Source organism: Oceanimonas marisflavi, from assembly GCF_003049725.1.
Classification (GTDB): domain Bacteria; phylum Pseudomonadota; class Gammaproteobacteria; order Enterobacterales; family Aeromonadaceae; genus Oceanimonas; species Oceanimonas marisflavi.
The window spans coordinates 108,249-133,328 of record NZ_QAGM01000006.1; the positions used below are offsets into that span (position 1 = coordinate 108,249).

Sequence of the window (25,080 nt, forward strand, 5' to 3'; positions counted from 1 at the left end):
TCGGGCGGAGTTAAGATACCCCAAATCCGCCCCCTTTAAAAATCTTTGCCACTTTGGGCAGTTTCACACGGCGCTAGTTCACACTCACCCGCAATGCCGCCGCAATGGCAAAGGGCGCCAGGGTCACACTGCCCGCCAGCATGGCGCCCAGAATGGCCAGCTGACCGCTGTAGGGCAGCCCCAGGCCGGCGGTCTCGATGGCCGAGGTGGCAAAGATCAGCACCGGAATGTACAACGGCAGGGTCAGCAGGCTGAGCAGCACGCCCCCCTTGCCGATGCCCACGGTCAGCGCTACGCCGATCGCCCCCAGCAGGCTGAGAATGGGGGTGCCCAGCAGCAGGGTCCAGAACATGCCGGCAAAGCCGTTCATGTCCATGCTCAGCAGCACCGCCACCAGGGGTGACAGCAGCAACAGCGGCAACCCGGTCAACAGCCAGTGGGCCAGCACCTTGGCCAGCACCACTACCCCCAAAGGACAGGGCATCAGCATCATTTGTTCCAGAGTGCCGTCAATAAAATCGTCCCGGAACAGCCGCTCCAGCGCCAGCAGCGATGCCAGCAGCGCCGCCACCCACACAATGCCGGGGGCAATGCGCGCCAGCAGCGCCGGCTCCGGCCCCACCCCCAGCGGAAACAGGGTAATGACGATCACGAAAAACCACAGCGGGTTAAGAATATCGGCGCGCCGGCGCAGGGCGCTGACCAGCTCCCGGCGAACCACGCCGGTAAAGGCATGCATCATTGGGCGTCCTCCCGGGGCGGAGCAAGATGAAGAATGCGCGCCCGGTCGGCGCACAGGTTGAGATCCTGATGAGTGGTGATCAGCACCATGCCACCGGCATCGGTATGCTCGAGAAACAGCCGCTCCAGCACCTTGACACCGTGCTTGTCGATGGCGGTAAAGGGCTCGTCGAGGATCCACAGTTTTGGCCCGCCCAGCCACAGCCGGGCCAGCGCCACCCGCCGCTTCTGACCGGCGGAGAGCTGGCCGGCATACTGATCTTCCAGCCCCGCCAGGCCCACCTGAGCCAGTACTTCCCACAGATTGGCGTCGCTGCCCTGATGGTGCATGCGGCGAAAGAAGGCCAGGTTTTCATAGGCGGTCAGCTCGTGCTTGATGCCGGCCTGATGCCCCAGGTAGAACAGCTCCTGATGATAACCGTCGCGGCAGTGCTCTATGTTTTCTCCCTGCCAGTGCACCTCGCCACCGTAAGGCCGGGACAAACCCGCCAGCAGCCGCAGCAGGCTGGTTTTACCGGCCCCGTTGGGGCCGGCAATCTGCACCAGCTCGCCGGGCGAGACACGGAGCGACAGCTCACTGAACAGGGTGCGTTCTTCACGAACGCAGGTCAGGGCGTTGGCTTCAAGCATAGGTAAGATCAAGACCGTTCAAAATGGGCGCCAGTCTAGCACAAGCCGCGCTGGCAGACTCCTCGCTTCAGACCATGAACCTGAATTAGCAGGAGTTTATTGCGCCAGAACAAGTTTCGGTGTCTTATCCCTCACGCCCCAGCAGTTCAAGCAGGCCGTCTTCGTCCAGAATGCTAATCCCCAGCTCCTGAGCCCTGGCCAGTTTGGAGCCGGCGGCTTCACCGGCCACCAGCACGCTGGTTTTGGCAGACACCGAGCCGGCCACCTTGGCGCCCAGCTCCTGCAACGCGGCCTTGGCCTCGGTACGGGACAGGCGGCTCAAGGTTCCCGTCAGCACAAAGGTCTGGCCCGCCAGGGGCTGGGCATCGGCCCTGGGCGCTTCCATCGCCGGCCAGGTGAGACCGCAGCCCCCCTGCTCCCGGGGGGTGATCAGGGCCTCCACCACTTCCCGGTTGTGGGGCTGACGGAAAAAGTAGTAGATGTGCTTGGCCACGATCTCGCCCACATCCGGTACCTCCACCAGCTTTTCCACCTCGGCGTTGATAACCGCTTCCAGCTCAAGAAAATGCCGCGCCAGGTTGTTGGCGGTGGCCTCGCCCACTTCGCGAATGCCCAGGGCATACAAAAAACGCGGCAGCGTGGTGTGGCGGGCCTTGTCAAAGGCCGCCAGCAGCTTGGCCGCCGACTTTTCGCCCATGCGCTCCAGCCCCGTCAGGGTGGCCTGGTCGAGGTGAAACAGATCCGCCGGGGTTTTCACCAGCTCGTTGTCGACCAGCTGCTCCACCAGTTTGGTGCCCAGGCCTTCAATATCCAGCGCCTTGCGTGAAGCGAAATGACGCAGGGCCTCCTTGCGCTGGGCGGCGCAGATCAGGCCGCCGGTGCAGCGGGCCACGGCCTCGCCCTCGATGCGCTCAATATCGGAGTCGCACACCGGACAGCGTTCGGGGAATATCACTTCCCGCGCCTCCGCCGGCCGGCGTTCCGGCACCACGCCTACCACCTGGGGAATAACATCCCCGGCCCGGCGCACGATCACGGTATCGCCCACCATCACGCCCAGGCGGGCGATTTCGTCGGCGTTGTGCAGGGTGGCGTTGGACACGGTTACCCCCGCCACCGCCACCGGCCTGAGCTTGGCCACCGGGGTAATGGCGCCGGTGCGCCCCACCTGAAACTCCACGTTCTGCAGTTCGGTCAGCTCTTCCTGAGCGGGAAACTTGTGAGCAGTGGCCCAGCGCGGCGCCCGGGCCACAAAGCCCAGCCGGCTTTGCAGCGCCAGCTCGTCCACCTTGTAGACCACGCCGTCGATCTCGTAGGGCAGCTGATCACGGCGGGCCAGAATATCGTCGTGGTATTGCTGGCAGCCTTCACGGCCGCTGACCCGCCGGATCTCCGGACTGACCGGCAGACCCCAGCCCTTGAGGGTCTGCAGAATGTCATAGTGGCATTCACCCAGGGGCTCGCCTTCCACCAGGCCGGTGCCATAGCAGTAAAAGGCCAGCGGCCGGCTGGCGGTAATTTTCGAGTCGAGCTGACGCAGGCTGCCGGCGGCGGCATTGCGCGGGTTGGCAAACACCTTGCCGCCTTCGGCCCGGGCCCGCTCGTTCATTTGCTCAAAACCGGCCCTGGGCATATAGACTTCGCCGCGCACTTCCAGCCGCTCGGGCCAGCCTTCGCCCCGCAGGGCAAGGGGTACCGCACGAATGGTGCGAACATTTTCGGTAATGCCCTCGCCGGTGGCGCCGTCGCCCCGGGTGGCGGCCTGCACCAGCCGGCCCTGCTCATACACCAGGCTGACCGCCAGGCCGTCAAGCTTGGGCTCGCAGCAAAATGCCAGCGGTTCACTGCGGCCCAGACGATCGAGAATGCGCTTTTCAAAGGCGGCCAGTTCGTCTTCGCTGAACACATTGTCCAGGGAAAGCATGGGCAGGGCATGCTGTACTTCGGGAAAGGCCGACACGGGCGCCCCCCCTACCCGCTGGCTGGGTGAAGCCGGGTCCAGCCACTCGGGATGCTGTTGCTCAAGGGCGATCAGCTCGCGCATGCAGCGGTCGTATTCCGCATCGGGCACACTGGGTGCGTCTTCCACATAGTACTGATAATTCCAGGTTTCGAGCTGGTCGCGCAGGGCGAGAAGGCGGGCGTGGGCGTCGTTCATTTGAAATTCACTTAAAAAATTAAAGGCCTGCTGAGCAGGCCCTGCCGGCTAAAGCGGCAGCTACAAAAGGTCCAGCGAACTGGACCCTTGTTTATGAGGTTACTCGGCCTGGCTGTCGTAGTCGCGTAACTGCCCGCGACAGTGGGCCAGGTAGTCGGGACTGAGCGGCGAGCGCGCGCCGTCAAACAGCAGCGCATCCAGCTCTTCCGCCAGGTTTTCGGCCGTCTGCACCATCAGGTTGAACTGATTCTTGGCCATGCCCGGGCGCGGCAACTGCATAAAGATGGACACGCCCGGCGTGCTGAAGTTGCTCATGGCTTTGGGGTTGAAGGTGCCAGGCTTGACCATGTTGATCAAACTGAACAGCACGCTGCCCTGCCCGCCCGGCGTCTGGTGATGATGGAAAATGTCCATGTCACCAAAGTGAAAGCCGTTGCTGGTGAGCGCACGCATCAGGGCGGCGCCGTCAATTTGCTGGTTGGGGCGTGCCATCAGGTTGACCACGTACACATCCTGCCAGGTGCGCGGCACCTCGCGCAGGGGCGCTTCGGGCCTGGCCGGTGCCGGCTCTGCAGCGGCGACAGCGGCCGGTTCGGCTACCGGCTCTTCGGTATCCGGGCCTGCCACCGGCTCAGCGGGGGCCTGAACCGGCTCGGGCGCAACATGGTGCCGTTCGGGGCTTTCTGCGGCAGCTGGCCTGGCGCTTTGTGCCGCCGGGCGGACAGGTTCATCAAACAGGGGATCGAATTCCTCTTCCTGCTCCTGTACGGCAGGCGCAGATCGCCCGGCCGCCGGTTTGGCAGTCTGCCGCACCGGCGTGACGTCAGGCTCGGCATCATCATCGTCATCCAGAGCGGAAAAATGGGGCTCTTCACGCCGCTCCGGTTTCTCGCTGGCGGATGCACCGGCCTTGTGACCGTTCACCACCCGCACCCGGCCAATACCGTCCTGATCAAAATCATCATTCACGGCCGGCTCTGAAGCCACCTTGCCCATGGGTTTATTGCGCATGGAAGGCTGGCGTTCCTTCTTGCTGGTCCACAATCCATGGATCAGCAGGGCGGCAATGGCCATGGCGCCCAGAATAATCAAGATAATTCGCAAGTCCTGCATTATCGTTTCTCTGTTTTTGTTTGCCGGCAGAGCCGCTGGCGCCGGCGCAATCCACAGGGCATACAGACTGTCACCCAAATATGCGATAAGGGTATGTTTACCACTCCGGTTTGACAAGAGCCTGGCCCGTCCTCATTCCACAAAATCATGACCTTTTCCCGTTCCCGTCCCGCCGTGAAGGGAAAAATGGGCTGCGACAGCCGGTTTCGCGCAGCGGTAGCGGTATGGCGGACGCTTCTTTAAAATGTGCGGCTCATTTCAAAGGGGGAACCTATGTCTGCCAGTTACCACAGTGCCAGCGGACCGCAATATCTGATCAAGGGACTGTCTCTTATCGGTGAGCGCGACCTGCGTCCTTTTGTCGTTATTCCGCTGCTGGTCAACCTGCTGCTGTTCGGGGGGGCTTTTTATTATCTCTACACTCAGCTAGAGGCCCTGTTTGCCTGGCTGGCAGTCCAGACCCCCGACTACCTGCACTGGCTGGGCTACCTGCTGTGGCCGCTGGCGATGCTCACCATAGTGGTGGGGTTTTCCTTTGTGTTTACCGGTTTCGCCAACATGCTGGCGGCCCCCTTTAACGGCCTGCTGGCGGAGCGGGTGGAGCTCAAGCTCACCGGCACTCCGGTGCCCGACAGCGGCTGGCTGGATCTGATAAAGGACACGCCCCGCATGCTGGCCCGGGAATGGCGCAAAATGGCCTATTACCTGCCCCGGGCGCTGGGCTGTCTGCTGCTGTTTCTGGTGCCGGTGGCGGGCCAGACCCTGGCGCCCCTGATCTGGTTTGCCTTCAGTGCCTGGATGATGGCCATTCAGTATTGCGATTATCCGTTCGACAATCACAAGATCGACTTTGACCTGATGCAGCGGGAGCTGGGCAGCAAACGCCGGCTCACCTGGGGGTTTGGCGCCAGCGTGACTCTGTGTTCAAGCCTGCCCTTTGTCAATTTGCTGGTGATGCCGGTGGCGGTGTGCGGTGCCACCGCCCTGTGGGTGGACCACTTTTACCAGCTGCGCACCGGACCGGTGTCGAGGTGAACGAAATTGGAGCTGGGATAATAGCCCACGCCACCCACCGCCAGCTTGCGGGCGGCCTGGCGCAGCTGTGACAGCTCCACGCCGGGCATGCGCAGATCGATGGCCTGACCTTTCATGTGGTAGCTTTTTTTCGCCACGCCCGAGCTGGTGCGGCGCAGCATGGCGTTGGTAGCCGGTGAGCGGTAGCCGGAGATAATCTGAATTTCGCCCTGCTTGCCCAGACGGTGCTGCAGCAAAAACAGCTGATCGAACAGCTTGGGATCGATATCGTGTACTTCATTGCTGCGAAAGTCACGCATCACCCGGTTGAACGACGCCAGACCGTCGTCAATGTACTGGCCTTCTTCCCAGAAGCTGGCGCTGACCTTTTCTCCGGTGTGCAGATTATGCAGACTGAGCTTGCGCACCGGTGCCGACAAACTGGCTTCGGCCGGCCTGGCTACCAGAGCAGCGGCACTCAGCCCTCCCATTCCCAGCAAAAAACGACGACGATCCACATGGCGTGTCAGCATACAACCTCCCCTATAACGCACAAACAAAGCCGGGTCGGCAGTGAAGAAAATACAGAGGCATTTTCTTCGCTGGCCGGCCCGGCAAAAGACAAAATGTGAGCGAAAGCTAACCCGGAATGATGCGGCAGATCAACAACCATTGGTTATAAGGGGATGAATACCAGATCATTAGGACTCATTCGATTTTGTCGATCGCGCCCCCTGAAAGGATCGGCCAGCCCCTGGTCGAAGTCGTAGATATCATCCCTGAACCGGGGCAGGCCATCGTCTGCCAGCCAGCCTCGCCAGTACACCATAAACACCGGCAGCGGCTCGCTCACCGGAATCCAGCGTGTACGCCGGCTCGACTTGAGTTCAGCAAGGCGCTCCGGGCTCCAGTTTGCACTCAGCAACCACAACGCCAGCTGCTCGGCCTGCTCTACCCGCACACAACCGGAGCTGAGCGCCCGGCTGTCCCGGGTAAACAGGCCACGGGAGGGCGTGTCGTGCAGGTAAATGGCCTCGTTATTGGGCAGATGAAACTTCCAGGCTCCCAGGGCATTGCGGCTGCCGGGCTTTTGCCGCAGACGAAACGGGAAGCGGTTTTCCATGTAAAGTACATACTGCCACTGCTCGGTGGGTACTCTTCGGCCATGGTAGTCGATCACCTCAAATCCCTCGCGGGCGATATAGCCCGGATCCCGGTACAGACGGGGCACTATGTCTTTTTTGATAATGGAGCGGGGTACGTTCCAGGGCGGGTTCACCACCACATTGGTTATGGCACTGTGCATGATGGGAGTTTTGCGGCTGTCACGGCCCACGATCACATCGCTTTCCAGTACCATGGCCCGGTTCTGGTACAGCCGCAGCCGGTATTCGGGAATGTTGACCAGCAAATAGGACGCCGGCAGGCTGTCGCCGATCAGAGTGCGCAGCATGCTGCGCATTAACAGCTGGGCCCGCTGCCGGGGAGAGGTGTCGAGCCAGGTATAAGTATGAGGGCCGACCACGCCATCCACCGTCAGCCCGTGACGATGCTGAAAGCCGGCCACTGCGGCGGCCAGCGTCTGATCAAACAGGGCAGGATCGGCAACCGCGGCGCCGGCGGGCAGATCACCCAGCCGTTGCAGCCGCTGGCGCAGCCGCAATACCGCTTCGCTTCGATCACCCGGCCGCAGGATGGCGCCACTGATGACGGGCCAGGGTTCATCGGCCATGGCCAGCAGCCGGGCCAGCTGGCTTTTGAGAGCATGATAATCGTTATAACCGGGAGCCATCGCCCTGACCAGCGCCCGCCGGCTGCCCTCGGCGGCAGCGGCCGCACTCAGCTGCGCGACCTCCTCTTCGCTGGGTACCAGCGCCAGCGTGTTGGTACGCAGGTACTGGCGCTCTTCAAAACCCAGGGTCGCCCACTGACGCCAGAAGGCAGCCAGCCCCAGCCAGAGACGATCGTCTGCCGCCTCTGAGGCGGTATCCGCCGACACCGCCCGTTGCCACAGCTCCGTCAGCTCCGGGTGCACATCGGCCAGCGCCAGCTCCAGCCCCAGCTGGTGCAGCTGCAGGCGAGCCTCAGGCTCTTCCTGCCAGGAAGCGCCGGCAGCGGCAAAGCTGAGCAGACACAGGCCGCACAGCCAGCTTAAGACAAGGGTTTTGTTCATCAGCAAGATTCCGGTATGCCGTTATGGATCAGGACCGGGCACGGCGATCATTCCGTCCCTTATCATGACTTTAAGACAAGGCGCCGTTCAAAAACACTCACAGCTACCAAAAACAGAAAAAAGTGAGCGCGGCCACAGCCCCTCACCCGGCAAGAATAAAAGCAAAAAGCAGGAATATGATTTTATCATTTAATAACATATTGTTATAACAAATCGTCACTTCTAATTCCTGCCGGAAGGATTAAGCTGACACTGTATTCCTTCTTATTCATGTTTATTTACATCAGGGACAGCCACAATGAGCAAGATTTTTGAAGACAACTCCCTCACCATTGGCCGCACACCTCTGGTCAGGCTGAACCGGGTCAGTCAGGGCCGCGTGTTTGCCAAGGTGGAAAGCCGCAACCCCAGCTTCAGCGTAAAATGCCGCATCGGCGCCAACATGATCTGGGACGCGGAAAAGCGCGGTGAGCTGGTCGCCGGCAAGGAACTGATTGAGCCCACCAGCGGCAACACCGGCATCGCCCTGGCCTTTGTGGCGGCGTCCCGCGGTTATGCCATTACCCTGACCATGCCCAACACCATGAGTCTGGAACGTCGCCAGCTGCTCAAGGCTCTGGGCGCCAACCTGGTGCTGACCGACGGCGCCAAGGGCATGAAGGGCGCCATTGAAAAGGCCATGGAGCTGAAAGAATCCCATCCGGAAAAATACGTGCTGCTGCAGCAGTTCAACAACCCGGCCAACCCGGAAATCCACGAAAAGACCACAGGTCCCGAGATCTGGGAAGACACCGACGGCGAAGTGGACGTGTTCGTGGCCGGTGTGGGCACCGGCGGCACCCTGACCGGCGTGTCCCGCTATATCAAGAACACCAAGGGCAAGGCCATTACCACGGTTGCCGTTGAGCCGGTGGAATCCCCGGTAATCACCCAGGCCCTGGCCGGCGAGGAAATCAAGCCCGGCCCCCACAAGATTCAGGGTATTGGCGCCGGCTTTATTCCCGGCAACCTTGATCTGTCCCTGATTGACCGGGTTGAGCAGATCAGCAGCGAAGACGCCATCGACATGGCCCGCCGCCTGATGAAGGACGAAGGCATTCTGGCCGGCATCAGCTCCGGCGCCGCCGTGGTGGCCGCCAACCGCATTGCCGCACTGCCCGAGTTCGCCGACAAGAACATCGTCGTCATTCTGCCCAGCTCCGGTGAGCGTTACCTGAGCACCGCCCTGTTCCAGGGCATCTTCACCGAGCAGGAACTGCAGCAGTAATTCGCAGTTCTCGAAAGGCGCCGCAAGGCGCCTTTTTTGATGGTGGTATTTTCCCCCTTCCCAACGGCTGTTTACCTGCTTTAAGGCCGTGCTATCATCATCAACTGAATCCTTCAGGAGCTGAGACGATGGGTCTGTTCGATAAACTGAAAAAAATGGTGTCTGATGATTCCAGCGATGCCAACCTCATCGAGGTGTTCGCCCCTATTGCCGGTGAGATCGTGCCTCTTGAGGAAGTGCCGGATGTGGTGTTTGCCGAAAAAATCGTGGGTGACGGCATCGCCATCAGGCCCAGCGGCAACAAAATGGTGGCCCCCTGTGACGGTACCATTGGCAAGATTTTTGAAACCAACCACGCCTTTTCCATTGAATCCGACTCCGGTCTTGAGCTGTTCGTGCATTTCGGCATCGACACGGTAGAACTCAAGGGCGAAGGCTTTACCCGTGTCGCTCAGGAAGGCCAGCAGGTGAAACAGGGCGATACCGTGCTGGAAGTAGACCTGGCGCTGCTGGAGCAAAAGGCCAAATCCACCCTCACCCCTGTGGTCATCTCCAATATGGACGAGGTCAAGGAGCTGAATAAACTTGACGGCATCGTCAACGAGGGTGAAAGCGTGATCCTGCGGGTCAGGAAATAACGCCATGTTTGGCTGGCTCAAAAAACGGTTTGCTTCGCCGGCGCCTGCCCAGGCCCACTTTGAACCGGTGGAATACAAGGGCTTTACCATTATTCCCGAGCCGGGCGCCGAGGGCGGTCAGTACCGGCTGCAGGGTCGTATTGTGCAACACAAGGACGGCGAGCAACGGGAATACCGGCTGATAAGAGCCGATCTGCTGCCCGGCGCCGAGCAGGCCGCCGAGCTGATGGTGACCAAGGCCCGGCGCCTGATTGACGAAAACGGTGAGCGCCTGTTTGACTGACTGGCCCGGCTTTTGCCGGCAATTACAGCGGCTTGGCGAACGCCGGCTGCTGGTGCTGAGCGGCGAACAGGACTGGGCCATCGCTCAGGCCCACACCCTGCTCGCCGCCTTTTCTTCCGACCCCGTGCTCTGGCTGGGCGAGGCCCCTGCCGGGCAGCCTCAGGTTCCCCCTGGCAAGTTTCACACCGCCCTGGGGCGGGAATATTCCCATCTGATATTCAATGCCTTCAGCGGTCTGCACCCGGATGCCCTGGGTGCCGCGGGAGGCACCCTGTCCGCCGGCGGCATGCTGGTGCTGCTGTGCCCTTCCCTGCACGACTGGCCGGGCTTTGCGGATCCGGATCTGCGCCGCTATGTGGCTCTGCCCGAGCAGGCAGAGGGTCTCTCCAGCGCGTTTATTACGCGGGTGGTATCACTGCTGAGAGCCGATCCGAACGTGCTGCTATGGCAGCAGGGCCGGGATGTTCCGCCACTGCCGGAGTGTGACGGCCCAAAATGGCATTTGCGTGCCGATACCCGCGGCTGTCTTAACCCGCAGCAACGCCATGCCCTGGCGCTGTTGCTGCGCGGTGCCCGCCGCCGCTCTCCCGTGGTGCTCACCGCCGACCGGGGCCGGGGCAAGTCCAGTCTGCTGGGGCTGGCGGCGGCCCGGCTGCTGCGTGCCGGCAAGCGGGTGCTGCTCACCGCGCCCAGCCCGGGAGCGGCCGCCAAGGCCCTTGCCCATTGTGACCGTCCCCTTGAGTTTATGGCTCCCGACGCCCTGCTGGCCGGGCGGCCCGAGGCCGATATGGTGCTGGTGGATGAGGCCGCCGCCCTGCCGGTGCCCATGCTGCTGGCGCTGGCCCGCCATTACTGCTGCCTGTTCGCCAGCACCGAGCACGGCTACGAGGGCACGGGTCTCGGCTTTGCGCTCAAGTTTCAGCCCGCTCTGGACGGGCTTTATCCCGGCTGGCGCAGAGTACATATCGGCACCCCGGCCCGCTGGAGTGAAACAGATCCGCTGGAGCCGCTGTTGTTCCGCTTGCTGGCCCTCAACGCAGATCCGCCTTCTCCCCCCGGCCAGGGCGAGTTGCGTCTGGAATGGATAGACCGCCCGCGCCTGCTGGCCGAGGATGCCCTGCTGCAACAGGTCTTTGGCCTGCTCACCCTGGCCCACTATCAGACCCGGCCCAGCGATCTGCGCCAGTTGCTGGACGCCCCCGGTGGGTCACTGGCGGTGGCCTTTCAGCAAGGTGTGCCGGTGGCGGCCGCCCTGCTGCAGCGGGAAGGCGAGCTGGATAAAACACTGGCCACCGATATCTGGCGCGGCGAACGCCGGCCACGGGGGCATCTGCTGCCCCAGTCACTGGCCTTTCACGGTGGCCTGGCCGGGGCCTGCGGCTTTGGTTATGCACGCATCATGCGCATTGTGGTGCATCCGCACTGCCAGCAGGCCGGCATGGGCTCGCAGTTGCTGGACTGGCTCAAGCAACAGCTCAATACCGACTTTATCGGCACCAGCTTTGGGGCCAGCCCCGAGCTGCTGGCCTTCTGGCAACGCAACGGCTTTCAACTGGTGCGCATGGGCCAGGCGACCGACAGCGTCAGTGGCCTGCATGCAGCCATGATGCTGTGGCCGGCATCAGACCGGGCCCGGCATATTCTGCCCCTGTGGCAAGGGCTGTTCAGCGCCGATCTGACCGGCGAGGGTCGCCAGGCACCGGCAGGCCTTTTACTGCCGCCCCGGCCAGATGAACGGCTGGATAAACAGCGGGCCCATGACTTTGCCTTTTATCACCGGGATCTGTACGCAGACAGGCCGGCCCTGCGCCGTTTTGTTGCAGGCCACAGACCGGCACGCCCGCTGACGCCGGCACAGCAAACATTGCTGCAGGCGGCCCTGCAGCCCGGCGCCGAACCGGCCCTGCTGGCCCGGCAACTGGGCTACGCCGGACAAAAGCATGTGATCTCTACACTGCGTCACCTGATGCGCACCTTCTTTTAGTTCCAGTTGAAACACAAAGCCATTATGCTATTGCTCCGAATGGGGCTAGGCTGTTACTGACCTGCCCGCTAACGGCATTCTTACTTTTTCATTCAGGAGTGACACCGATGGAATGGATCACCTCACTGCTTACCTCAATTAACGGCGTGGTATGGGGCGTGCCCATGCTGGTGGGTATTCTCGGCCTTGGCCTGTACCTGCAGCTGGGCCTGGGCCTGATGCCCATCCGCAAGCTGGGCACCGGTTTCAAGCTGCTGTTCAGCAAGACCGAAGCCGGCGACGGGGAAATTTCCCCCTTTAACGCCCTGATGACGGCCCTGTCGGCCACCATTGGTACCGGCAACATCGCCGGTGTGGCCACCGCCATCTTCTTTGGCGGCCCCGGCGCCCTGTTCTGGATGTGGATGACCGCCCTGGTGGGCATGGCCACCAAATACGCCGAGGCGGTGTGCGCGGTGAAATACCGGGAAACCGACAAGCTGGGCAACCATGTGGGCGGCCCCATGTATTACATCCGCAACGGACTTGGCTCAAAGTGGGCCTGGCTGGGGGTGGCCTTTGCCATCTTCGGCGGCATTGCCGGCTTTGGCATCGGTAATACCGTGCAGGCCAACTCGGTGGCCGACGCCCTGGATGCGTCCTTTGGCATTTCCCACACCATGACCGGCATTGTGCTGATGGTGCTGGTAGGTCTGGTGCTGATCGGCGGTATTCGCTGGATTTCGGAAGTGGCGGGCAAGCTGGTGCCGCTGATGACAGTCTCCTACTTTGCCGCCGGCATCGCGGTGCTGGTCGTGAATATCGGTGCCATTCCCGCCGCCTTTGGCCTGATCATCGAACACGCCTTTACCCCCATTGCCGCCCAGGGTGGCTTTGCCGGCGCCGCGGTGTGGGCCGCCATCCGCTTTGGTGTGGCCCGGGGCGTATTCTCGAACGAGGCCGGCCTGGGCAGTGCCCCCATTGCCCACGCCGCCGCCAAGACCGACAACCCGGTACGCCAGGGTCTGATCGCCATGCTCGGCACCTTTATCGACACCATTATCGTGTGCTCGGTGACCGGTCTGGCCATTATCGTCACCGGCAGCTGGACCAGCGGTGAAGCCGGTGCCTCGCTTACCACCCTGGCCTTCTCCCTGGCGATTCCCGGCGGTGAATACATTGTCTCGGTGGCGCTGGCCATCTTCGCCTTTACCACCATTCTGGGCTGGAGTTTCTACGGCGAGAAGTGTGTGCAGTTCCTGTTTGGGGTCAAGGCCATTGTGCCCTTCCGCATTGCCTGGGTGCTGGCCCTGCCCATTGGCGCCACCCAGTCGCTGGAGTTTATCTGGCTGATGGCCGATACCATGAACGCCATGATGGCCATTCCCAACCTGATTGCCCTGGCGCTGCTGAGCCCGGTGGTGTTCCGCCTGACCAGGGAGTATTTTGCCCGGCAGAAATAAAAATCAGGGATTAGGGACTGGGGATTAGGGATAAAACGCCGCGCTAAACCGCGGCGTTTGTTTTGGTATACTGGCGCCAGCATGTTTTCAGGACACGGTTTCAATGCATTCACATCCTCATTACTCCCGAAGCGCCATCAACGAACTCAGCCGCACTCATCCGCTGCTTCACCCGCTGATGGCGCTGGAGCCGGTCAGCTGGTTCAATCCGGAGCGCCAGCCACTGGAGCGGGCGCTGACCGGCGTGGCGCTGACCGCCGACGACGTGGCCGATGCCGCCGCCCGCCTGGGCCGCTTTGCCTCGTATTTTCGCGCCGTGTTTCCCGACACGCGGGCACTTAACGGCATTCTGGAGTCACCGCTGCAGGCCATTCCCGCCATGCAGCAGGCCCTGAATGAGCGCCTGAACAGCAAGCTTGCCGGCACCCTGCTGCTGAAGCGCGACGATCTGCTGCCGGTGTCGGGCTCCATCAAGGCCCGGGGCGGCATCTACGAGGTGCTGCATCATGCCGAAAAGCTGGCGCTCAAGGCCGGCCTGCTGCACCTGACCGACGATTACGCCCGGCTCGACAGCGACGAATTCCGCAACTTCTTCGGCCGTTATTCCGTGGCCGTGGGATCCACCGGCAACCTGGGGCTGTCCATCGGCATTATCAGCGCCAGGCTGGGCTTCAAGGTCAGCGTGCACATGTCGGCAGACGCCCGGGAATGGAAAAAAGCCCTGCTGCGCAGTCACGGCGTCACCGTGGTGGAATATCAGAGCGACTACTCGGTAGCGGTCGCCGAAGGCCGGGCCGAGGCCCTGAACGATCCCTACTGCCATTTTGTGGATGACGAGAACTCGGTGCAGCTGTTTCTGGGTTACGCCGTGGCCGGTCTGCGGCTCAAGGCCCAGCTGGAACAACAGAGCATTCGGGTAGACCGTGAGCACCCGCTGTTTGTTTACCTGCCCTGCGGCGTGGGCGGCGGCCCCGGCGGTGTGGCCTTTGGCCTGAAGCTGGCCTTTGGGGATGCGGTGCACTGCGTGTTTGCCGAGCCCACCCATTCGCCCTGCATGCTGCTAGGCGTCTATACCGGCCTGCACGACGCCATTTCGGTGCAGGACCTGGGCATCGACAACTGTACTGCCGCCGACGGTCTGGCGGTAGGCCGGCCGTCGGGCTTTGTGGGCCGGGTGATGGCGCCGCTGCTTGACGGCTTTTACACCCTGCCCGATGAAGAGATGATGAGCCTGCTCAGCCTGCTGGCAAAGCAGGAAAACATTTATCTCGAGCCCTCGGCCCTGGCCGGCATGCCCGGCCCCTGGCGGGTAGAAGGTGAGGAACAGGGCTACCGGGAGCGCATGGGGCTGACCCCGGCGCGGCTGGCCCGGGCCCATCATCTGGTCTGGGCCACCGGCGGCGGCATGGTGCCCGAAGAGGAAATGGCCAAATACCTGAACACAAGCTGTAAGCCGTAAGCGGTCAGCTGTAAGTTAGAGTAGGTTGTGATGAGCGGAGCGAATCCCAACATTTCACAGCCGCCTGCGTGTTGGAATTCGCTGCGCTCATTCGCAACCTACGCTCTGACAGCTCCCCGAAGGGGTCGTCAGAACCAGCCGCTGTTCAGCTCGTCTTTACACGCCCAGTATTGCTCCGCATAGCGCTTGGCGCGGCTTTCCACCTTGCGTGATACCCCCAGCAGCCAGCGTTTGCGCAGGTGGCTGCCGCGCCGGTAGCCGGTCCAGCCTTCGTGGTAGTTGAGGTACTGGCCGTAGGCGTCCCACTTCGATACGCCGTTCAGCCAGCTGGTCTTGCTCATGTACCAGCCCATAAAGTCCATGGCGTCATCAAAGTCGTCCCGGTCGGCCCAGCCGCTGCCGGTCTCGCGCCGATAGTCGGCCCAGGTTCCATCCTTGGCCTGAGCATAGCCATAGGCGCTGGACGCCCGGCCATAGGGTATAAACAGAAACCAGCGCATGGGCGGCCGGGCATCGTGGATAAAGCTGCTTTCCTGAAACATCATCGCCATGGTCACATGCACAGGCGCCCCCCATTTTTGCCGGGTGTCTTCGGCCGCCTCGTGCCAGTCGGGATATTGCTCAAAAATGGCGCAAAGGTTGGCGGGGTTCCTGGGTGGTGCGGTGGCGCAGCCGGCCAGCAGCACCGCCGCCAGGGCCAGAGTGGCAAACTTCAGAGATTCAGGCATAAGTGTGTCCTGTTTTAAGTCAGTCTCAAATAGTGCCTGCGACGCCGTTGCTTTTCCACACCCCTCACCCCTCACCCCTCACCCAATATTATTTAATCACCCAAAATGCATAACTATCTTTTGTCAGCCTTTTGGTCAGGCAGTAGAATGCGGATCGGCTATGATTCTGGCACTCGCTTCAGGCAACAAGGGACCATTAATGCGCTTTTACTTTCCCATCGTTATCATCGACGAAGACTTTCGCTCCGAAAACACCAGCGGCTCCGGCATTCGCGAGCTGGCCTCGGCCATTGAAAAGGCCGGCATGGACGTGGTGGGCTACACCAGCTACGGCGACCTGACCTCATTCGCTCAGCAGCAGAGCCGGGCCGCCGGTTTTGTGTTGTCCATCGACGACGAGGAGCTGGCCGGCAGCCGGGAAGAAGCGCATTCGGTGCTGGAGCAGCTGCGCGGCTTTGTGGAGCAAATTCGCCACCGCAACCCGGACATTCCCATTTACCTTTACGGCGAAACCCGCACCGCCCGGCATATTCCCAACGCCATATTGCGCGAGCTGCACGGCTTTATTCACATGCACGAGGACACGCCCGACTTCGTGGCCCGGCATATTATCCGTGAAGCCAAAAGCTACCTCGACTCCCTGGCGCCGCCGTTTTTCCGGGCCCTGACCCACTACGCCCAGGACGGCTCCTATTCCTGGCACTGTCCGGGGCACTCCGGCGGCGTGGCCTTTCTGAAATCGCCGGTGGGACGCATGTTCCACCAGTTTTTTGGTGAAAACATGCTGCGTGCCGACGTGTGCAACTCGGTGGACGAGCTGGGACAGCTGCTGGATCACACCGGCCCGGTGGCCGCCTCCGAGCGCAATGCCGCCCGCATTTTCAACGCCGATCACCTTTTTTTCGTGACCAACGGCACCTCCACCTCCAACAAGATCGTATGGAACTCCACGGTCGCCCCCGGCGATATCGTGGTAGTGGACCGCAACTGCCACAAGTCGATTCTGCACGCCATCATGATGACCGGTGCCGTGCCCGTGTTCCTGATGCCCACCCGCAACCACTACGGCATTATCGGCCCCATTCCCCGCAGCGAATTCGAGCCCGCCCGCATTCGCCAGAAAATGGAAGCCAACCCCTTCTGTCGGGAAATTCTGGCCAAAAACCCCGATGCCAAGCCCAGAGTGCTGACCATTACCCAGTCCACCTACGACGGCATTCTCTACAACGTGGAGGAGATCAAGGAGCTGCTCGACGGCGAGATTGAAACCCTGCACTTTGACGAGGCCTGGCTGCCCCACGCCGCCTTTCACGACTTTTATGGCGATTATCACGCCATTGGCGAAGGCCGGCCCCGCTGTGAAGACTCCATGGTGTTTGCCACCCAGTCCACCCACAAGCTGCTGGCGGGCCTGTCCCAGGCATCCCAGATCCTGATCCAGGACGGCGAAAAGACCCGGCTCGACCGCCATGTGTTCAACGAAGCCTACCTGATGCACACCTCCACCAGCCCGCAATACGCCATTATCGCGTCCTGTGACGTGGCGGCGGCCATGATGGAAGAGCCGGGCGGCACCGCGCTGGTGGAAGAGTCCCTGGCCGAGGCGCTGGAATTTCGCCGGGCCATGCGCAAGGTGGACGACGAATACGGCATCGACTGGTGGTTCAAGGTGTGGGGGCCGGACGATCTTACCGATCACGGCCTGGATGAACGAGACGCCTGGATGCTGCGCTCGGAAGACAGCTGGCACGGTTTTGGCGATATCGAGCCCGGCTTTAACCTGCTCGACCCGATCAAGGCCACCATTCTCACCCCCGGTCTGAACATGAAGGGCCAGTTTGCCGAGTCGGGCATTCCGGCGGTGGTGGTGACCAAGTACCTGGCCGAGCATGGCATCGTCATCGAAAAAACCGGGCTTTATTCCTTCTTTATCATGTTCACCATCGGCATCACCAAGGGCCGCTGGAACACCATGGTCACCGAACTGCAGCAGTTCAAGGACGATTACGACAATAACGTGCCGCTGTGGAAGATTTTACCCCAGTTCGTGCAGAGCCAGCCTCAGTACGAGCGGGTGGGTCTGCGGGATCTGTGCGACCAAATCCACGCCGTGTACAAGGAAAACGACGTGGCCCGGCTGACCACGGAAATGTACCTGTCGGATCTGGTACCGGCCATGAAACCGGCGGACGCCTTTGCCAAAATGGCCCACAAGGACATTGAGCGGGTACCGCTGGACGAGCTGGCCGGCCGCACCACGGCGGTGATGGTGGCTCCCTACCCCCCCGGCATTCCGCTGCTGATCCCCGGTGAGGTGTTCAACGACACCATCATCAGCTACCTGCGTTTTGCCCGCGCCTTTAACCAGCGCTTCCCCGGCTTTGAAACCTATATTCACGGCCTGGTGGCGGAAGAGCAGCAGGGTGAAACCCGCTATTTCGTGGATTGCGTGGCGGAATAAGGAAACTGGTTACTTAACCGGCAAACGCTCGGCACAAGATTGCGCCTCAACGGGAAATTTGCAATATTGTGCCGGCTCGTCCCCGTAGTTTAATGGATAAAACAAGCCCCTCCTAAGGGTTAGATGCAGGTTCGATTCCTGCCGGGGACGCCATTCCGTCGCTATCTGCCCGTTTTTTCTGCTACATTGGCCCCACCTTCACAATGGGAGCCATTCATGACCAGATCCGTTCTCATCACCGGTTGCTCCAGCGGCATCGGCCACAGTGCCGCCCATTATCTGCAGCAGCAGGGTTTTCACGTTATCGCCTCGGCACGACACGAAGAAGACGTGGTGCGGTTAAGGGAAGAAGGTCTGCCGGCGGTCCGGCTGGATCTGGCCGATGACACCAGCATAGAGCAGGGGCTGGAGCAGGCCCTGTCGCTGACCGGCGGCACCCTTTATGGTCTGTTCAACAACGGCGCCTACGGCCAGCCCGGCGCCCTGGAAGACCTGCCTACCGCCGCCCTGCGCGAGCAGTTCAATACCAATCTGTTTGGCACCCATCACCTGACCCGGCTGGTGCTGCCGCTGATGCTCAAGGCCGGCGAGGGCCGTATTATTCAGAACAGCTCGGTGCTGGGACTGGTGGCCATGCAGTATCGCGGCGCCTACAATGCCACCAAGTTTGCTCTGGAAGGCTATACCGACACCCTGCGCCTGGAGCTGGCCGGCACTCATGTTCACGTCAGCCTGCTGGAGCCCGGCCCCATCGAAACCCGTTTTCGTGCCAACGCCAAAGCCGCCTTTCTGCGCCATATTCAGGTGGATCAAAGCCGCCACCGCACCGGTTATGAGCAGACCCTGGCCCGGCTGGAAAAGCCCGGCCCCAGCTCCCGCTACAGCCTGGGGCCGGAAGCCTGTCTGCCGCCGCTGTTGCACGCCCTGACCAGCAGCACCCCCAGAATCCGTTATCCGGTCACTCAGCCCACCAAAATGCTGGGCTGGCTGCGCCGGCTGCTGAGCAACCGGGCCCTGGACCGGCTGATGTTAAAGGCCGGCGGCTGAACATGACGGCGGCAGGAACCATACTCAGGACGACATTCAACACGGCGAAATAACATGAAAGCATTGCTGTATCTTTTACTGGGGCTGTGGTGCGGCCAGCTGCTTGCCGCCCCTGCCCTGTGGCAGGCCACCCGGGGCAGCCAGCAGCTTTGGCTGTTTGGCTCGGTGCATATTGCCGATGAGCGTCTCGACCCCCTGCCGCCCCCTCTGCTGCACGCGCTGGCACACAGCGAGCTGCTGTTGCTGGAAGTGGATCCCCTCGGTATTGATCCCGGCAGCTTTGCCCACCTGCTGCAGCCCGGCGCCAGCTGGCAGGATCGGCTGGGCCCCCGCCTGGCTGAAAAGCTGGAGCAGGCCGTGGCGCGTTCCGGCCAGTCACAGCTGCGCCGGCTGCCGCCCTGGTTTGCAACGCTGCAACTGACCCAGTACCGGGCCGCCGAGCTTGGCTTTCACAGTCGCCAGGGGGTGGATATGCAGTTGCGGTTGCTGGCCCGGGAGCGAGGCCTGCCGGTCGCCGGGCTGGAGCAGCCGTCCATGGTGATGGGCTTGCTGGCCTCCCTGCATGAACGCGGCCTGGAACAGGACTTTGTTGAGCACATCCTGCAGGAGCTGGAGCAGATGCAGGCGCATCTCAATCATCTGCTTGATGCCTGGCTGAAAGGTGATGAACAAACCCTGCTGGCACTGCTGCAGGAACAGCAAAGCCCGGCCCTGACCCGGTTTATCGAGCAGGAGCTGCTGACACGACGCAATCACCTGTGGCTGCAGCGACTGGAGCAGCTGGCGCCGCAACGGGCACTGATGGTGGTGGGCGCCCTGCACCTTTATGGTGATCGGGGTCTCGTTTCCCTGCTGAAACAGGCCGGCTATACCCTTGTTAAACATGAGGACAAGCCGCTTTATTGATCAGGATCAGCATCAGCCGGTGTGGTCTCGTTAGGATGTGTTCAACGGAGAACGCACAAGGAGACACCCCATGGCATTCTGGCTCGATTTAATGTTTGGCAGTGACGTGGGCTTTATGTCCATGATGGTGATCATCGCCACCACTTTGCTTATCAGCTTTTACGCCGGCTACTTCGTCTACAAGGTGATGAAGTCCGACCCCAACCAGACCGGCCACTGACACAGCGTTAATCAACGGCAGGACCCGACCTCCTCCTCCCCCGGGTTCTGTCGTTCCCCCTTTCATTTCACTGGCTTATACTGCGGCTAATTCCAAATAAAAGGAGCCGCGCTATGAGCCATTCCGACTGGTCGCCCGACTGGTCGTCCTTTCTCAGAGAGCTGGACGGCCTGACCCCCATTGAGCAGGACACCCTGCCCGCCGGACACCGCGACGAGCGGGATCCCGCCGCCCTGGCCGAGCGGCGCCGCGCTGCCGAAACCGAGGCCGAGGCGGCCGGGCCCGGCCTGTCTCTTGACAGCGTGGTGCTGCTGCGCCCCGACGACATCGTCAGCTACAAAAAGCCCGGCGTGCAGGACGGTGTATTCAAAAAGCTGCGCCTGGGCAAATACCCCTGCGAGGCCCGCCTCGATCTGCACAATCACAGTGTGGAGCGCGCCCGGGATGCCCTGCTGAATTTTATTCGCGCCAGCCTGCGCCAGGATCTGCGCTCGGTGATCATCGTTCATGGCAAGGGCGAGCGCAGTCAGCCGCCGGCCCTGCTCAAGAGCTATGTGTCCGGCTGGCTGCCTCACCTGCCGGAGGTGCTGGCCTGCCACAGCGCCTTGCGCCAGCACGGCGGCAGCGGCTGCCTTTATGTCTTGCTGCGCAAGAGTGAGCAGGCCAAACAACACACCCGCGAGCGGCTGCAAAGCCGCCAGGGCTGACCTTTTATTTCAAGGATCCCCTTATGTCATATTCCGCACTGGAACAGCATTTTGAACAACTGCACCACCTGCAGCACCTGGGCGCCATCTGCGGCTGGGATCAGGCTACCATGATGCCCGCCGGTGGCAACGAGGCCAGGGCCGAGGCCCTCGGCACCCTGGCGGTGCTGTGCCACCGGCAGCTGCAGGACGAACGTCTGGGCGACTGGTTTGCCCAGGCAGAGAACGAGTCTCTTGCCCCTGACCAGCAGCAAAGCCTGGCCGAGATGCGCCGGGCCTGGCGCGATGCCACCCTGTTGCCGGCGGATCTGGTTCGGGCCCGCTCCCTGGCCGGCTCCCGCTGCGAGCATGCCTGGCGCAGTCTGCGTCCGGCCAACGACTGGGCCGGCTTTCTGCCGCTGTTTGAAGAAGTGGTGGCCCTGTCACGGGAAGCGGCCAGCGCCCGGGCCGATGCATTGGGACTGTCCCGCTACGACAGCCTGCTGGAGCAATACGAGCCGGGCATGCGCAGCCAGACGCTGGACGGGCTGTTCGGCGAGCTGAGCGACTGGCTGCCGGGACTGATTGCCGAGGTGCAGGACAAGCAGCGGGGTGAGCCCCTGCTGCCGCTGCAGGGCCCCTTTGCCACCGACACGCAGAAGACCCTCGGGCTGGAGGTGATGAACTGGCTCGGCTTTGACTTTAATCACGGCCGGCTGGATGTGAGCGTTCATCCCTTTTGCGGCGGCGTCAGCGAAGACGTGCGCCTGACTACCCGCTACGACGAAAATGACGTGGCCCAGGCACTGATGGGCATTATTCATGAAACCGGCCATGCCCGTTACGAGCAGGGCCTGCCCGCCCAGTGGCGCCGGCTGCCGGTGGGCCAGGCCCGCTCCATGGGGGTACACGAATCCCAGAGCCTGTTCTTTGAAATGCAGCTGGCCCGTCATCCAGCCTTTCTCGCCCGCCTGTCCCCGCTGCTGGCGCAACACTTTGGCGAGCAACCGGCCTTTGCACCCGACAACCTGGCCCGGCTCTATACCCGGGTGCAGCCGGGCCTTATTCGAGTGGACGCCGACGAGGTCACCTACCCGGCCCACATCATGCTGCGCTATGACATAGAGCGGGATCTGATCGAAGGCCGGCTGGAAGCCCGCCATCTGCCCGAGCGCTGGAACCAGCTGATGCAGCAATATCTGGGACTGAATACTCAAGGTGATTACAAAAACGGCTGCCTGCAGGACATTCACTGGACCGACGGCAGCTTTGGCTATTTTCCCAGCTATACCCTGGGGGCCATCTATGCCGCTCAGCTGGCCGACGCCATGCAACAGCAGCTGGGCTCCATTGACCGGCTTATCGGCGAGAGCCTGCCCGCCGTATTTGACTGGCTGCAGCAAAAGGTGTGGCGTCATGCCAGCCTGCATTCCACCGAAGCGCTGATGACCCGGGCCAGTGGCTGTGCCCTGAGCGCCACGCCCTTTCGCCGTCACCTGGAACAGCGCTACCTCGGTTGATCAGGGCTATGCTGAATACAGGCCTTAAGGATGAGGCCATGGAGGACATGTATTGGATGGAAAAAAACCACGCCACCGGCTGGTGGTGTTTTATGACGGCTCCTGCGAAAGCTGCATTCGGGACAGGGAACGGTACGAACGCTGGGCCGGAGAAAAAGGCAGTGACGTTGGCTGGTTTGATATTACCGGCCGGGAAGAAGTGCTGCTCAGCCTGGGCATCAGCCCTCAGCAGGCCTTGCAGGAGCTGCATGTGCAAACCGCCGAAGGCGAGATCTATTCGGAGCTGGACGCCTATATTCTGCTGATGAAACGGGTGCCGCGCCTGAGGCCGCTGGCCATGCTGATCGGCCTGCCGGTGATCCGCCCGGCCTTGTCCTGGCTTTACCGGCACTGGGTGCGCAACCGGCTGGAGCGGGAAGGACGGCTCTGAGCCGAGTGACAGTTCACCTGACCTTGGGCATAATCGATTAACATTTTCTCAACAAGCGGGAATGCCATGCGTTATGCCAATATCACCGGCTGGGGCAAGTGCCTGCCGCCGGCCGTGCTGAGCAATGACGACCTCAGCACCTTCCTCGATACCTCCGACGACTGGATTCAGAGCCGCACCGGCATTCGCACCCGGCGCATTTCTCACGTCAACACCTCCGAGCTTGCCACCGTCGCCGCCCGCCATGCCCTGGCCGCCGCCGGCCTGGATGCCGCTCAAATTGACGGCATTATTCTGGCTACCGCCAGCCCCGACAGCCTGGTGCCCAGCGCCGCGTCGGCGGTGCAGCGCAATCTGGGCATTCCGGCCGCCGCCGTGTTTGACCTCAATGCTGCCTGCACCGGCTTTATTTATGGCCTGAGCGTGGGCTCGGCGCTGATCCGGGCCGGCAGCATGAACCGGGTGCTGGTGATCGGTGCCGAACGCCTGACCCATTATCTGGACTGGACCCGGCGCGACACCGCCGTGCTGTTTGGCGATGGTGCCGGCGCCGTGGTGCTGGAAGCCAGCAACGCGCCTGTGGGGCTGCTGGCCGACAAGCTGGGCTGCGACGCCGAGGCCAGAGACATTCTGGCGGTCCCCGACTCGGGCACCTGCCGCACCCGCTTTGCCCATGTAGACGGCCTGTTTGAAGTGAACTTTGAAGGTCAGGAGATCTTCAAGCGGGCGGTGCGGGGCATGGGAGAGGCTGCCGCCTTTGTGCTGGATCAGGCCGGCGTCAGCCCGGAGCATATCGATCTGCTGCTGCCTCACCAGGCCAATGTACGCATTATTGAGACCCTGGCCAAAAAAATGGCGCTGCCCCGTGACAGGGTGGTGCTCAATATTGCCGACTACGGCAACACCTCGGCGGCCACCGTACCCATCGCCCTGTGTGAAGCCCTGGAGCAGGGCCGGGTGCGCCCCGGCGCCCTGCTGCTCACCGCCGCCTTTGGTGCCGGCCTGACCTGGGGCGCCGGGGTGATCCGCTGGGGTGAGCGGGTCACACCTCTGAGCCACAGCAACGCCACCCTGCCGGCCTGTGAGCACAGCGCACTGGAATTGCTGGCACCGGCCATTGAGGGCTGCCGGCAGGCTCGGCGTGATGAGTGATAAAAAAGTGTAATTATTGGGCAATTGAACCCCAACTGGGTGTAAATGCACCAGTTGCGGCAAATTAATTGCTTTCAGGGGTTCACATCGGCGTTCGTTTTGGTAGTATGCGCCCCACTGATGTGGAGGGGTTCCCGAGTGGCCAAAGGGATCAGACTGTAAATCTGACGGCTCAGCCTTCGCTGGTTCGAATCCAGCTCCCTCCACCACCTATTCGGTACATCGCTGCGGCGCTGAACCACACAATTTGAACGTTTACTCGTGGAGGGGTTCCCGAGTGGCCAAAGGGATCAGACTGTAAATCTGACGGCTCAGCCTTCGCTGGTTCGAATCCAGCTCCCTCCACCATCCTTGAAAAGCCGGCGCACTGCGCCGGCTTTTTTATGTCCCGAGAATGGCCCATACTTAAAGTATCTCCGAGCGCCACGGCAGCCTGCCGCGGCCGAGCAGTAAAGGAGATATGTCATGGCATATTCACGTTTTCATTCCGGAGTCCGGCTGCTTCCCCTGCTGGCAGTCTTGATGCTGCCCTCACTGGCTCTGGCGGATCGGGACCATCGCCGGCACGATCACCGGCTGCAGTCCCATTACCAGCCTTACGGCCACTATCACGAGCACCGCCGGCATTATCGCGCCGAGCACCGCCACAAGGCCTTTCGCCATCACCGCAAACACAAGCATTATCGCCACAAACACCGGGTGCGGGTGATTGAGCGTTATCATTATTCGGCGCCGCGCCATTATTATGCACCGCCACGCCATCAGCACAGGCCCCGCGCCGGCATTTCCATCGTGCTGCCGCTGGGCAGCCTGATCCGGGAGCTGCCCGGCGGTTACGTCAGCTTTCACCTGGGTGGAGAGTCCTACTATTACCATGGCGGCAATTACTTCCGCCCTTACCGGCACGGCTACCGGGTAGTGGCACCGCCCGGCTGGTAATGGTAATACCAACCATCTGAGCTGTAGGCGCCGCTTTAGCTGGCGCAAATCTGCAGACGACTGTGTCTTCAAGGCCTGTTGCACAGGCC

The 25,080-nt window shown here is 61.8% G+C and carries 23 protein-coding genes and 3 tRNA genes; 19 read left to right on the forward strand and 7 right to left on the reverse strand.

What is annotated here, in order from left to right; translation table 11 throughout:
* Positions 1 to 73: 73 nt before the first annotated feature.
* The 4 genes from ccmB to zipA all read right to left on the reverse strand — a co-directional run bounded on the left by ccmB (position 74) and on the right by zipA (position 4,642).
* Complete coding sequence (gene ccmB / locus DA373_RS05815) at positions 74 to 742, reverse strand: heme exporter protein CcmB (protein ID WP_107851390.1); 669 nt, start codon at positions 740 to 742, stop codon at positions 74 to 76.
* Entirely contained in the window at positions 739 to 1,371 is a 633-nt protein-coding gene (gene ccmA, locus DA373_RS05820) for a cytochrome c biogenesis heme-transporting ATPase CcmA (RefSeq protein WP_107851391.1), read from the reverse strand. Before ccmA ends, ccmB begins: the two co-directional genes overlap by 4 nt.
* Before the next feature lie 124 nt (positions 1,372 to 1,495).
* Entirely contained in the window at positions 1,496 to 3,529 is a 2,034-nt protein-coding gene (ligA, locus tag DA373_RS05825; protein ID WP_107851392.1) for an NAD-dependent DNA ligase LigA, read from the reverse strand.
* Positions 3,530 to 3,628: 99 nt separating this feature from the next.
* Positions 3,629 to 4,642, reverse strand: a complete 1,014-nt coding sequence (zipA, locus tag DA373_RS05830) for a cell division protein ZipA (protein WP_232821204.1) — start codon at positions 4,640 to 4,642, stop codon at positions 3,629 to 3,631.
* A gap of 273 nt (positions 4,643 to 4,915) precedes the next feature.
* Between zipA and cysZ the strand changes: the two genes are divergently transcribed.
* The gene (gene cysZ / locus DA373_RS05835; protein WP_107851393.1) at positions 4,916 to 5,677 is read left to right on the forward strand and encodes a sulfate transporter CysZ; all 762 of its coding nucleotides are present in this window, start codon (positions 4,916 to 4,918) and stop codon (positions 5,675 to 5,677) included.
* On the opposite strand, the gene DA373_RS05840 is transcribed toward cysZ, so the two are convergent.
* Both DA373_RS05840 and DA373_RS05845 read right to left on the reverse strand, forming a co-directional pair.
* Entirely contained in the window at positions 5,644 to 6,189 is a 546-nt protein-coding gene (locus DA373_RS05840) for a DUF882 domain-containing protein (RefSeq protein WP_107851394.1), read from the reverse strand. The two genes, cysZ and DA373_RS05840, sit on opposite strands and share 34 nt — an antisense overlap.
* 143 nt (positions 6,190 to 6,332) lie before the next feature.
* The gene (locus tag DA373_RS05845) at positions 6,333 to 7,829 is read right to left on the reverse strand and encodes a L,D-transpeptidase family protein (protein ID WP_107851395.1); all 1,497 of its coding nucleotides are present in this window, start codon (positions 7,827 to 7,829) and stop codon (positions 6,333 to 6,335) included.
* A 298-nt stretch (positions 7,830 to 8,127) separates the two neighbouring features.
* Here DA373_RS05845 and cysK point away from each other — a divergent pair, with 298 nt between their 5' ends.
* The 6 genes from cysK (at position 8,128) to DA373_RS05875 (ending at position 14,902) form a co-directional block, all read left to right on the forward strand.
* The gene (gene cysK, locus DA373_RS05850; RefSeq protein ID WP_107851396.1) at positions 8,128 to 9,096 is read left to right on the forward strand and encodes a cysteine synthase A; all 969 of its coding nucleotides are present in this window, start codon (positions 8,128 to 8,130) and stop codon (positions 9,094 to 9,096) included.
* 128 nt (positions 9,097 to 9,224) lie between these two features.
* The gene (gene crr / locus DA373_RS05855; protein ID WP_107851397.1) at positions 9,225 to 9,734 is read left to right on the forward strand and encodes a PTS glucose transporter subunit IIA; all 510 of its coding nucleotides are present in this window, start codon (positions 9,225 to 9,227) and stop codon (positions 9,732 to 9,734) included.
* A gap of 4 nt (positions 9,735 to 9,738) precedes the next feature.
* On the forward strand, positions 9,739 to 10,017 hold the full coding sequence (locus DA373_RS05860) for an HlyU family transcriptional regulator (protein ID WP_107851398.1): 279 nt from the start codon (positions 9,739 to 9,741) through the stop codon (positions 10,015 to 10,017).
* A complete protein-coding gene (locus tag DA373_RS05865) occupies positions 10,010 to 12,001 on the forward strand; it encodes a tRNA(Met) cytidine acetyltransferase TmcA (protein ID WP_107851399.1) in 1,992 nt (663 codons plus the stop codon). The genes DA373_RS05860 and DA373_RS05865 overlap by 8 nt, the downstream gene beginning before the upstream one ends.
* Positions 12,002 to 12,108: 107 nt before the next feature.
* Positions 12,109 to 13,443, forward strand: coding sequence for an alanine/glycine:cation symporter family protein (locus DA373_RS05870; protein WP_107851400.1), 1,335 nt, complete (start codon positions 12,109 to 12,111; stop codon positions 13,441 to 13,443).
* A gap of 103 nt (positions 13,444 to 13,546) precedes the next feature.
* Entirely contained in the window at positions 13,547 to 14,902 is a 1,356-nt protein-coding gene (locus tag DA373_RS05875) for a D-serine ammonia-lyase (protein ID WP_107851401.1), read from the forward strand.
* A gap of 128 nt (positions 14,903 to 15,030) precedes the next feature.
* Here the strand turns inward: DA373_RS05875 and DA373_RS05880 are convergent, their stop codons facing one another.
* Complete coding sequence (locus DA373_RS05880) at positions 15,031 to 15,630, reverse strand: transglycosylase SLT domain-containing protein (protein WP_107851402.1); 600 nt, start codon at positions 15,628 to 15,630, stop codon at positions 15,031 to 15,033.
* Positions 15,631 to 15,790: 160 nt separating this feature from the next.
* Here DA373_RS05880 and DA373_RS05885 point away from each other — a divergent pair, with 160 nt between their 5' ends.
* The 12 genes from DA373_RS05885 (at position 15,791) to DA373_RS05940 (ending at position 24,991) form a co-directional block, all read left to right on the forward strand.
* Entirely contained in the window at positions 15,791 to 18,091 is a 2,301-nt protein-coding gene (locus DA373_RS05885) for an arginine/lysine/ornithine decarboxylase (RefSeq protein ID WP_198650245.1), read from the forward strand.
* 78 nt (positions 18,092 to 18,169) lie between these two features.
* Positions 18,170 to 18,244 (forward strand) — tRNA-Arg (locus DA373_RS05890).
* Between the two features lie 63 nt (positions 18,245 to 18,307).
* A complete protein-coding gene (locus DA373_RS05895) occupies positions 18,308 to 19,138 on the forward strand; it encodes an SDR family oxidoreductase (protein ID WP_107851404.1) in 831 nt (276 codons plus the stop codon).
* 54 nt (positions 19,139 to 19,192) lie between these two features.
* Complete coding sequence (locus tag DA373_RS05900; protein WP_107851405.1) at positions 19,193 to 20,044, forward strand: TraB/GumN family protein; 852 nt, start codon at positions 19,193 to 19,195, stop codon at positions 20,042 to 20,044.
* 70 nt (positions 20,045 to 20,114) lie between these two features.
* The gene (locus DA373_RS05905) at positions 20,115 to 20,264 is read left to right on the forward strand and encodes a DUF3149 domain-containing protein (RefSeq protein ID WP_107851406.1); all 150 of its coding nucleotides are present in this window, start codon (positions 20,115 to 20,117) and stop codon (positions 20,262 to 20,264) included.
* A gap of 113 nt (positions 20,265 to 20,377) precedes the next feature.
* Entirely contained in the window at positions 20,378 to 20,971 is a 594-nt protein-coding gene (gene smrA / locus DA373_RS05910; RefSeq protein WP_107851407.1) for a DNA endonuclease SmrA, read from the forward strand.
* Positions 20,972 to 20,994: 23 nt separating this feature from the next.
* Positions 20,995 to 22,470 (forward strand): carboxypeptidase M32, encoded by a 1,476-nt coding sequence (locus DA373_RS05915; RefSeq protein ID WP_107851408.1) that lies wholly within the window; start codon positions 20,995 to 20,997, stop codon positions 22,468 to 22,470.
* Between the two features lie 52 nt (positions 22,471 to 22,522).
* Positions 22,523 to 22,900 (forward strand): thiol-disulfide oxidoreductase DCC family protein, encoded by a 378-nt coding sequence (locus DA373_RS05920; RefSeq protein ID WP_107851409.1) that lies wholly within the window; start codon positions 22,523 to 22,525, stop codon positions 22,898 to 22,900.
* Between the two features lie 66 nt (positions 22,901 to 22,966).
* Positions 22,967 to 24,052, forward strand: a complete 1,086-nt coding sequence (locus DA373_RS05925) for a ketoacyl-ACP synthase III (protein WP_107851410.1) — start codon at positions 22,967 to 22,969, stop codon at positions 24,050 to 24,052.
* Positions 24,053 to 24,176: 124 nt separating this feature from the next.
* Positions 24,177 to 24,261: transfer RNA gene (locus DA373_RS05930), tRNA-Tyr, on the forward strand.
* Positions 24,262 to 24,315: 54 nt separating this feature from the next.
* Positions 24,316 to 24,400: transfer RNA gene (locus DA373_RS05935), tRNA-Tyr, on the forward strand.
* A 117-nt stretch (positions 24,401 to 24,517) separates the two neighbouring features.
* A complete protein-coding gene (locus DA373_RS05940) occupies positions 24,518 to 24,991 on the forward strand; it encodes a hypothetical protein (protein WP_107851411.1) in 474 nt (157 codons plus the stop codon).
* Positions 24,992 to 25,080 lie beyond the last annotated feature (89 nt).

Coding starts and splice junctions, on each gene's coding strand:
- ccmB (WP_107851390.1), bottom strand. CDS start 742: ATGATGCATGCCTTTACCGGCGTGGTTCGCCGGGAGCTGGTCAGCGCC.
- ccmA (WP_107851391.1), bottom strand. CDS start 1,371: ATGCTTGAAGCCAACGCCCTGACCTGCGTTCGTGAAGAACGCACCCTG.
- ligA (WP_107851392.1), bottom strand. CDS start 3,529: ATGAACGACGCCCACGCCCGCCTTCTCGCCCTGCGCGACCAGCTCGAA.
- zipA (WP_232821204.1), bottom strand. CDS start 4,642: ATGCAGGACTTGCGAATTATCTTGATTATTCTGGGCGCCATGGCCATT.
- cysZ (WP_107851393.1), top strand. CDS start 4,916: ATGTCTGCCAGTTACCACAGTGCCAGCGGACCGCAATATCTGATCAAG.
- DA373_RS05840 (WP_107851394.1), bottom strand. CDS start 6,189: ATGCTGACACGCCATGTGGATCGTCGTCGTTTTTTGCTGGGAATGGGA.
- DA373_RS05845 (WP_107851395.1), bottom strand. CDS start 7,829: ATGAACAAAACCCTTGTCTTAAGCTGGCTGTGCGGCCTGTGTCTGCTC.
- cysK (WP_107851396.1), top strand. CDS start 8,128: ATGAGCAAGATTTTTGAAGACAACTCCCTCACCATTGGCCGCACACCT.
- crr (WP_107851397.1), top strand. CDS start 9,225: ATGGGTCTGTTCGATAAACTGAAAAAAATGGTGTCTGATGATTCCAGC.
- DA373_RS05860 (WP_107851398.1), top strand. CDS start 9,739: ATGTTTGGCTGGCTCAAAAAACGGTTTGCTTCGCCGGCGCCTGCCCAG.
- DA373_RS05870 (WP_107851400.1), top strand. CDS start 12,109: ATGGAATGGATCACCTCACTGCTTACCTCAATTAACGGCGTGGTATGG.
- DA373_RS05875 (WP_107851401.1), top strand. CDS start 13,547: ATGCATTCACATCCTCATTACTCCCGAAGCGCCATCAACGAACTCAGC.
- DA373_RS05880 (WP_107851402.1), bottom strand. CDS start 15,630: ATGCCTGAATCTCTGAAGTTTGCCACTCTGGCCCTGGCGGCGGTGCTG.
- DA373_RS05885 (WP_198650245.1), top strand. CDS start 15,791: ATGATTCTGGCACTCGCTTCAGGCAACAAGGGACCATTAATGCGCTTT.
- DA373_RS05895 (WP_107851404.1), top strand. CDS start 18,308: ATGACCAGATCCGTTCTCATCACCGGTTGCTCCAGCGGCATCGGCCAC.
- DA373_RS05900 (WP_107851405.1), top strand. CDS start 19,193: ATGAAAGCATTGCTGTATCTTTTACTGGGGCTGTGGTGCGGCCAGCTG.
- DA373_RS05905 (WP_107851406.1), top strand. CDS start 20,115: ATGGCATTCTGGCTCGATTTAATGTTTGGCAGTGACGTGGGCTTTATG.
- smrA (WP_107851407.1), top strand. CDS start 20,378: ATGAGCCATTCCGACTGGTCGCCCGACTGGTCGTCCTTTCTCAGAGAG.
- DA373_RS05915 (WP_107851408.1), top strand. CDS start 20,995: ATGTCATATTCCGCACTGGAACAGCATTTTGAACAACTGCACCACCTG.
- DA373_RS05925 (WP_107851410.1), top strand. CDS start 22,967: ATGCGTTATGCCAATATCACCGGCTGGGGCAAGTGCCTGCCGCCGGCC.
- DA373_RS05940 (WP_107851411.1), top strand. CDS start 24,518: ATGGCATATTCACGTTTTCATTCCGGAGTCCGGCTGCTTCCCCTGCTG.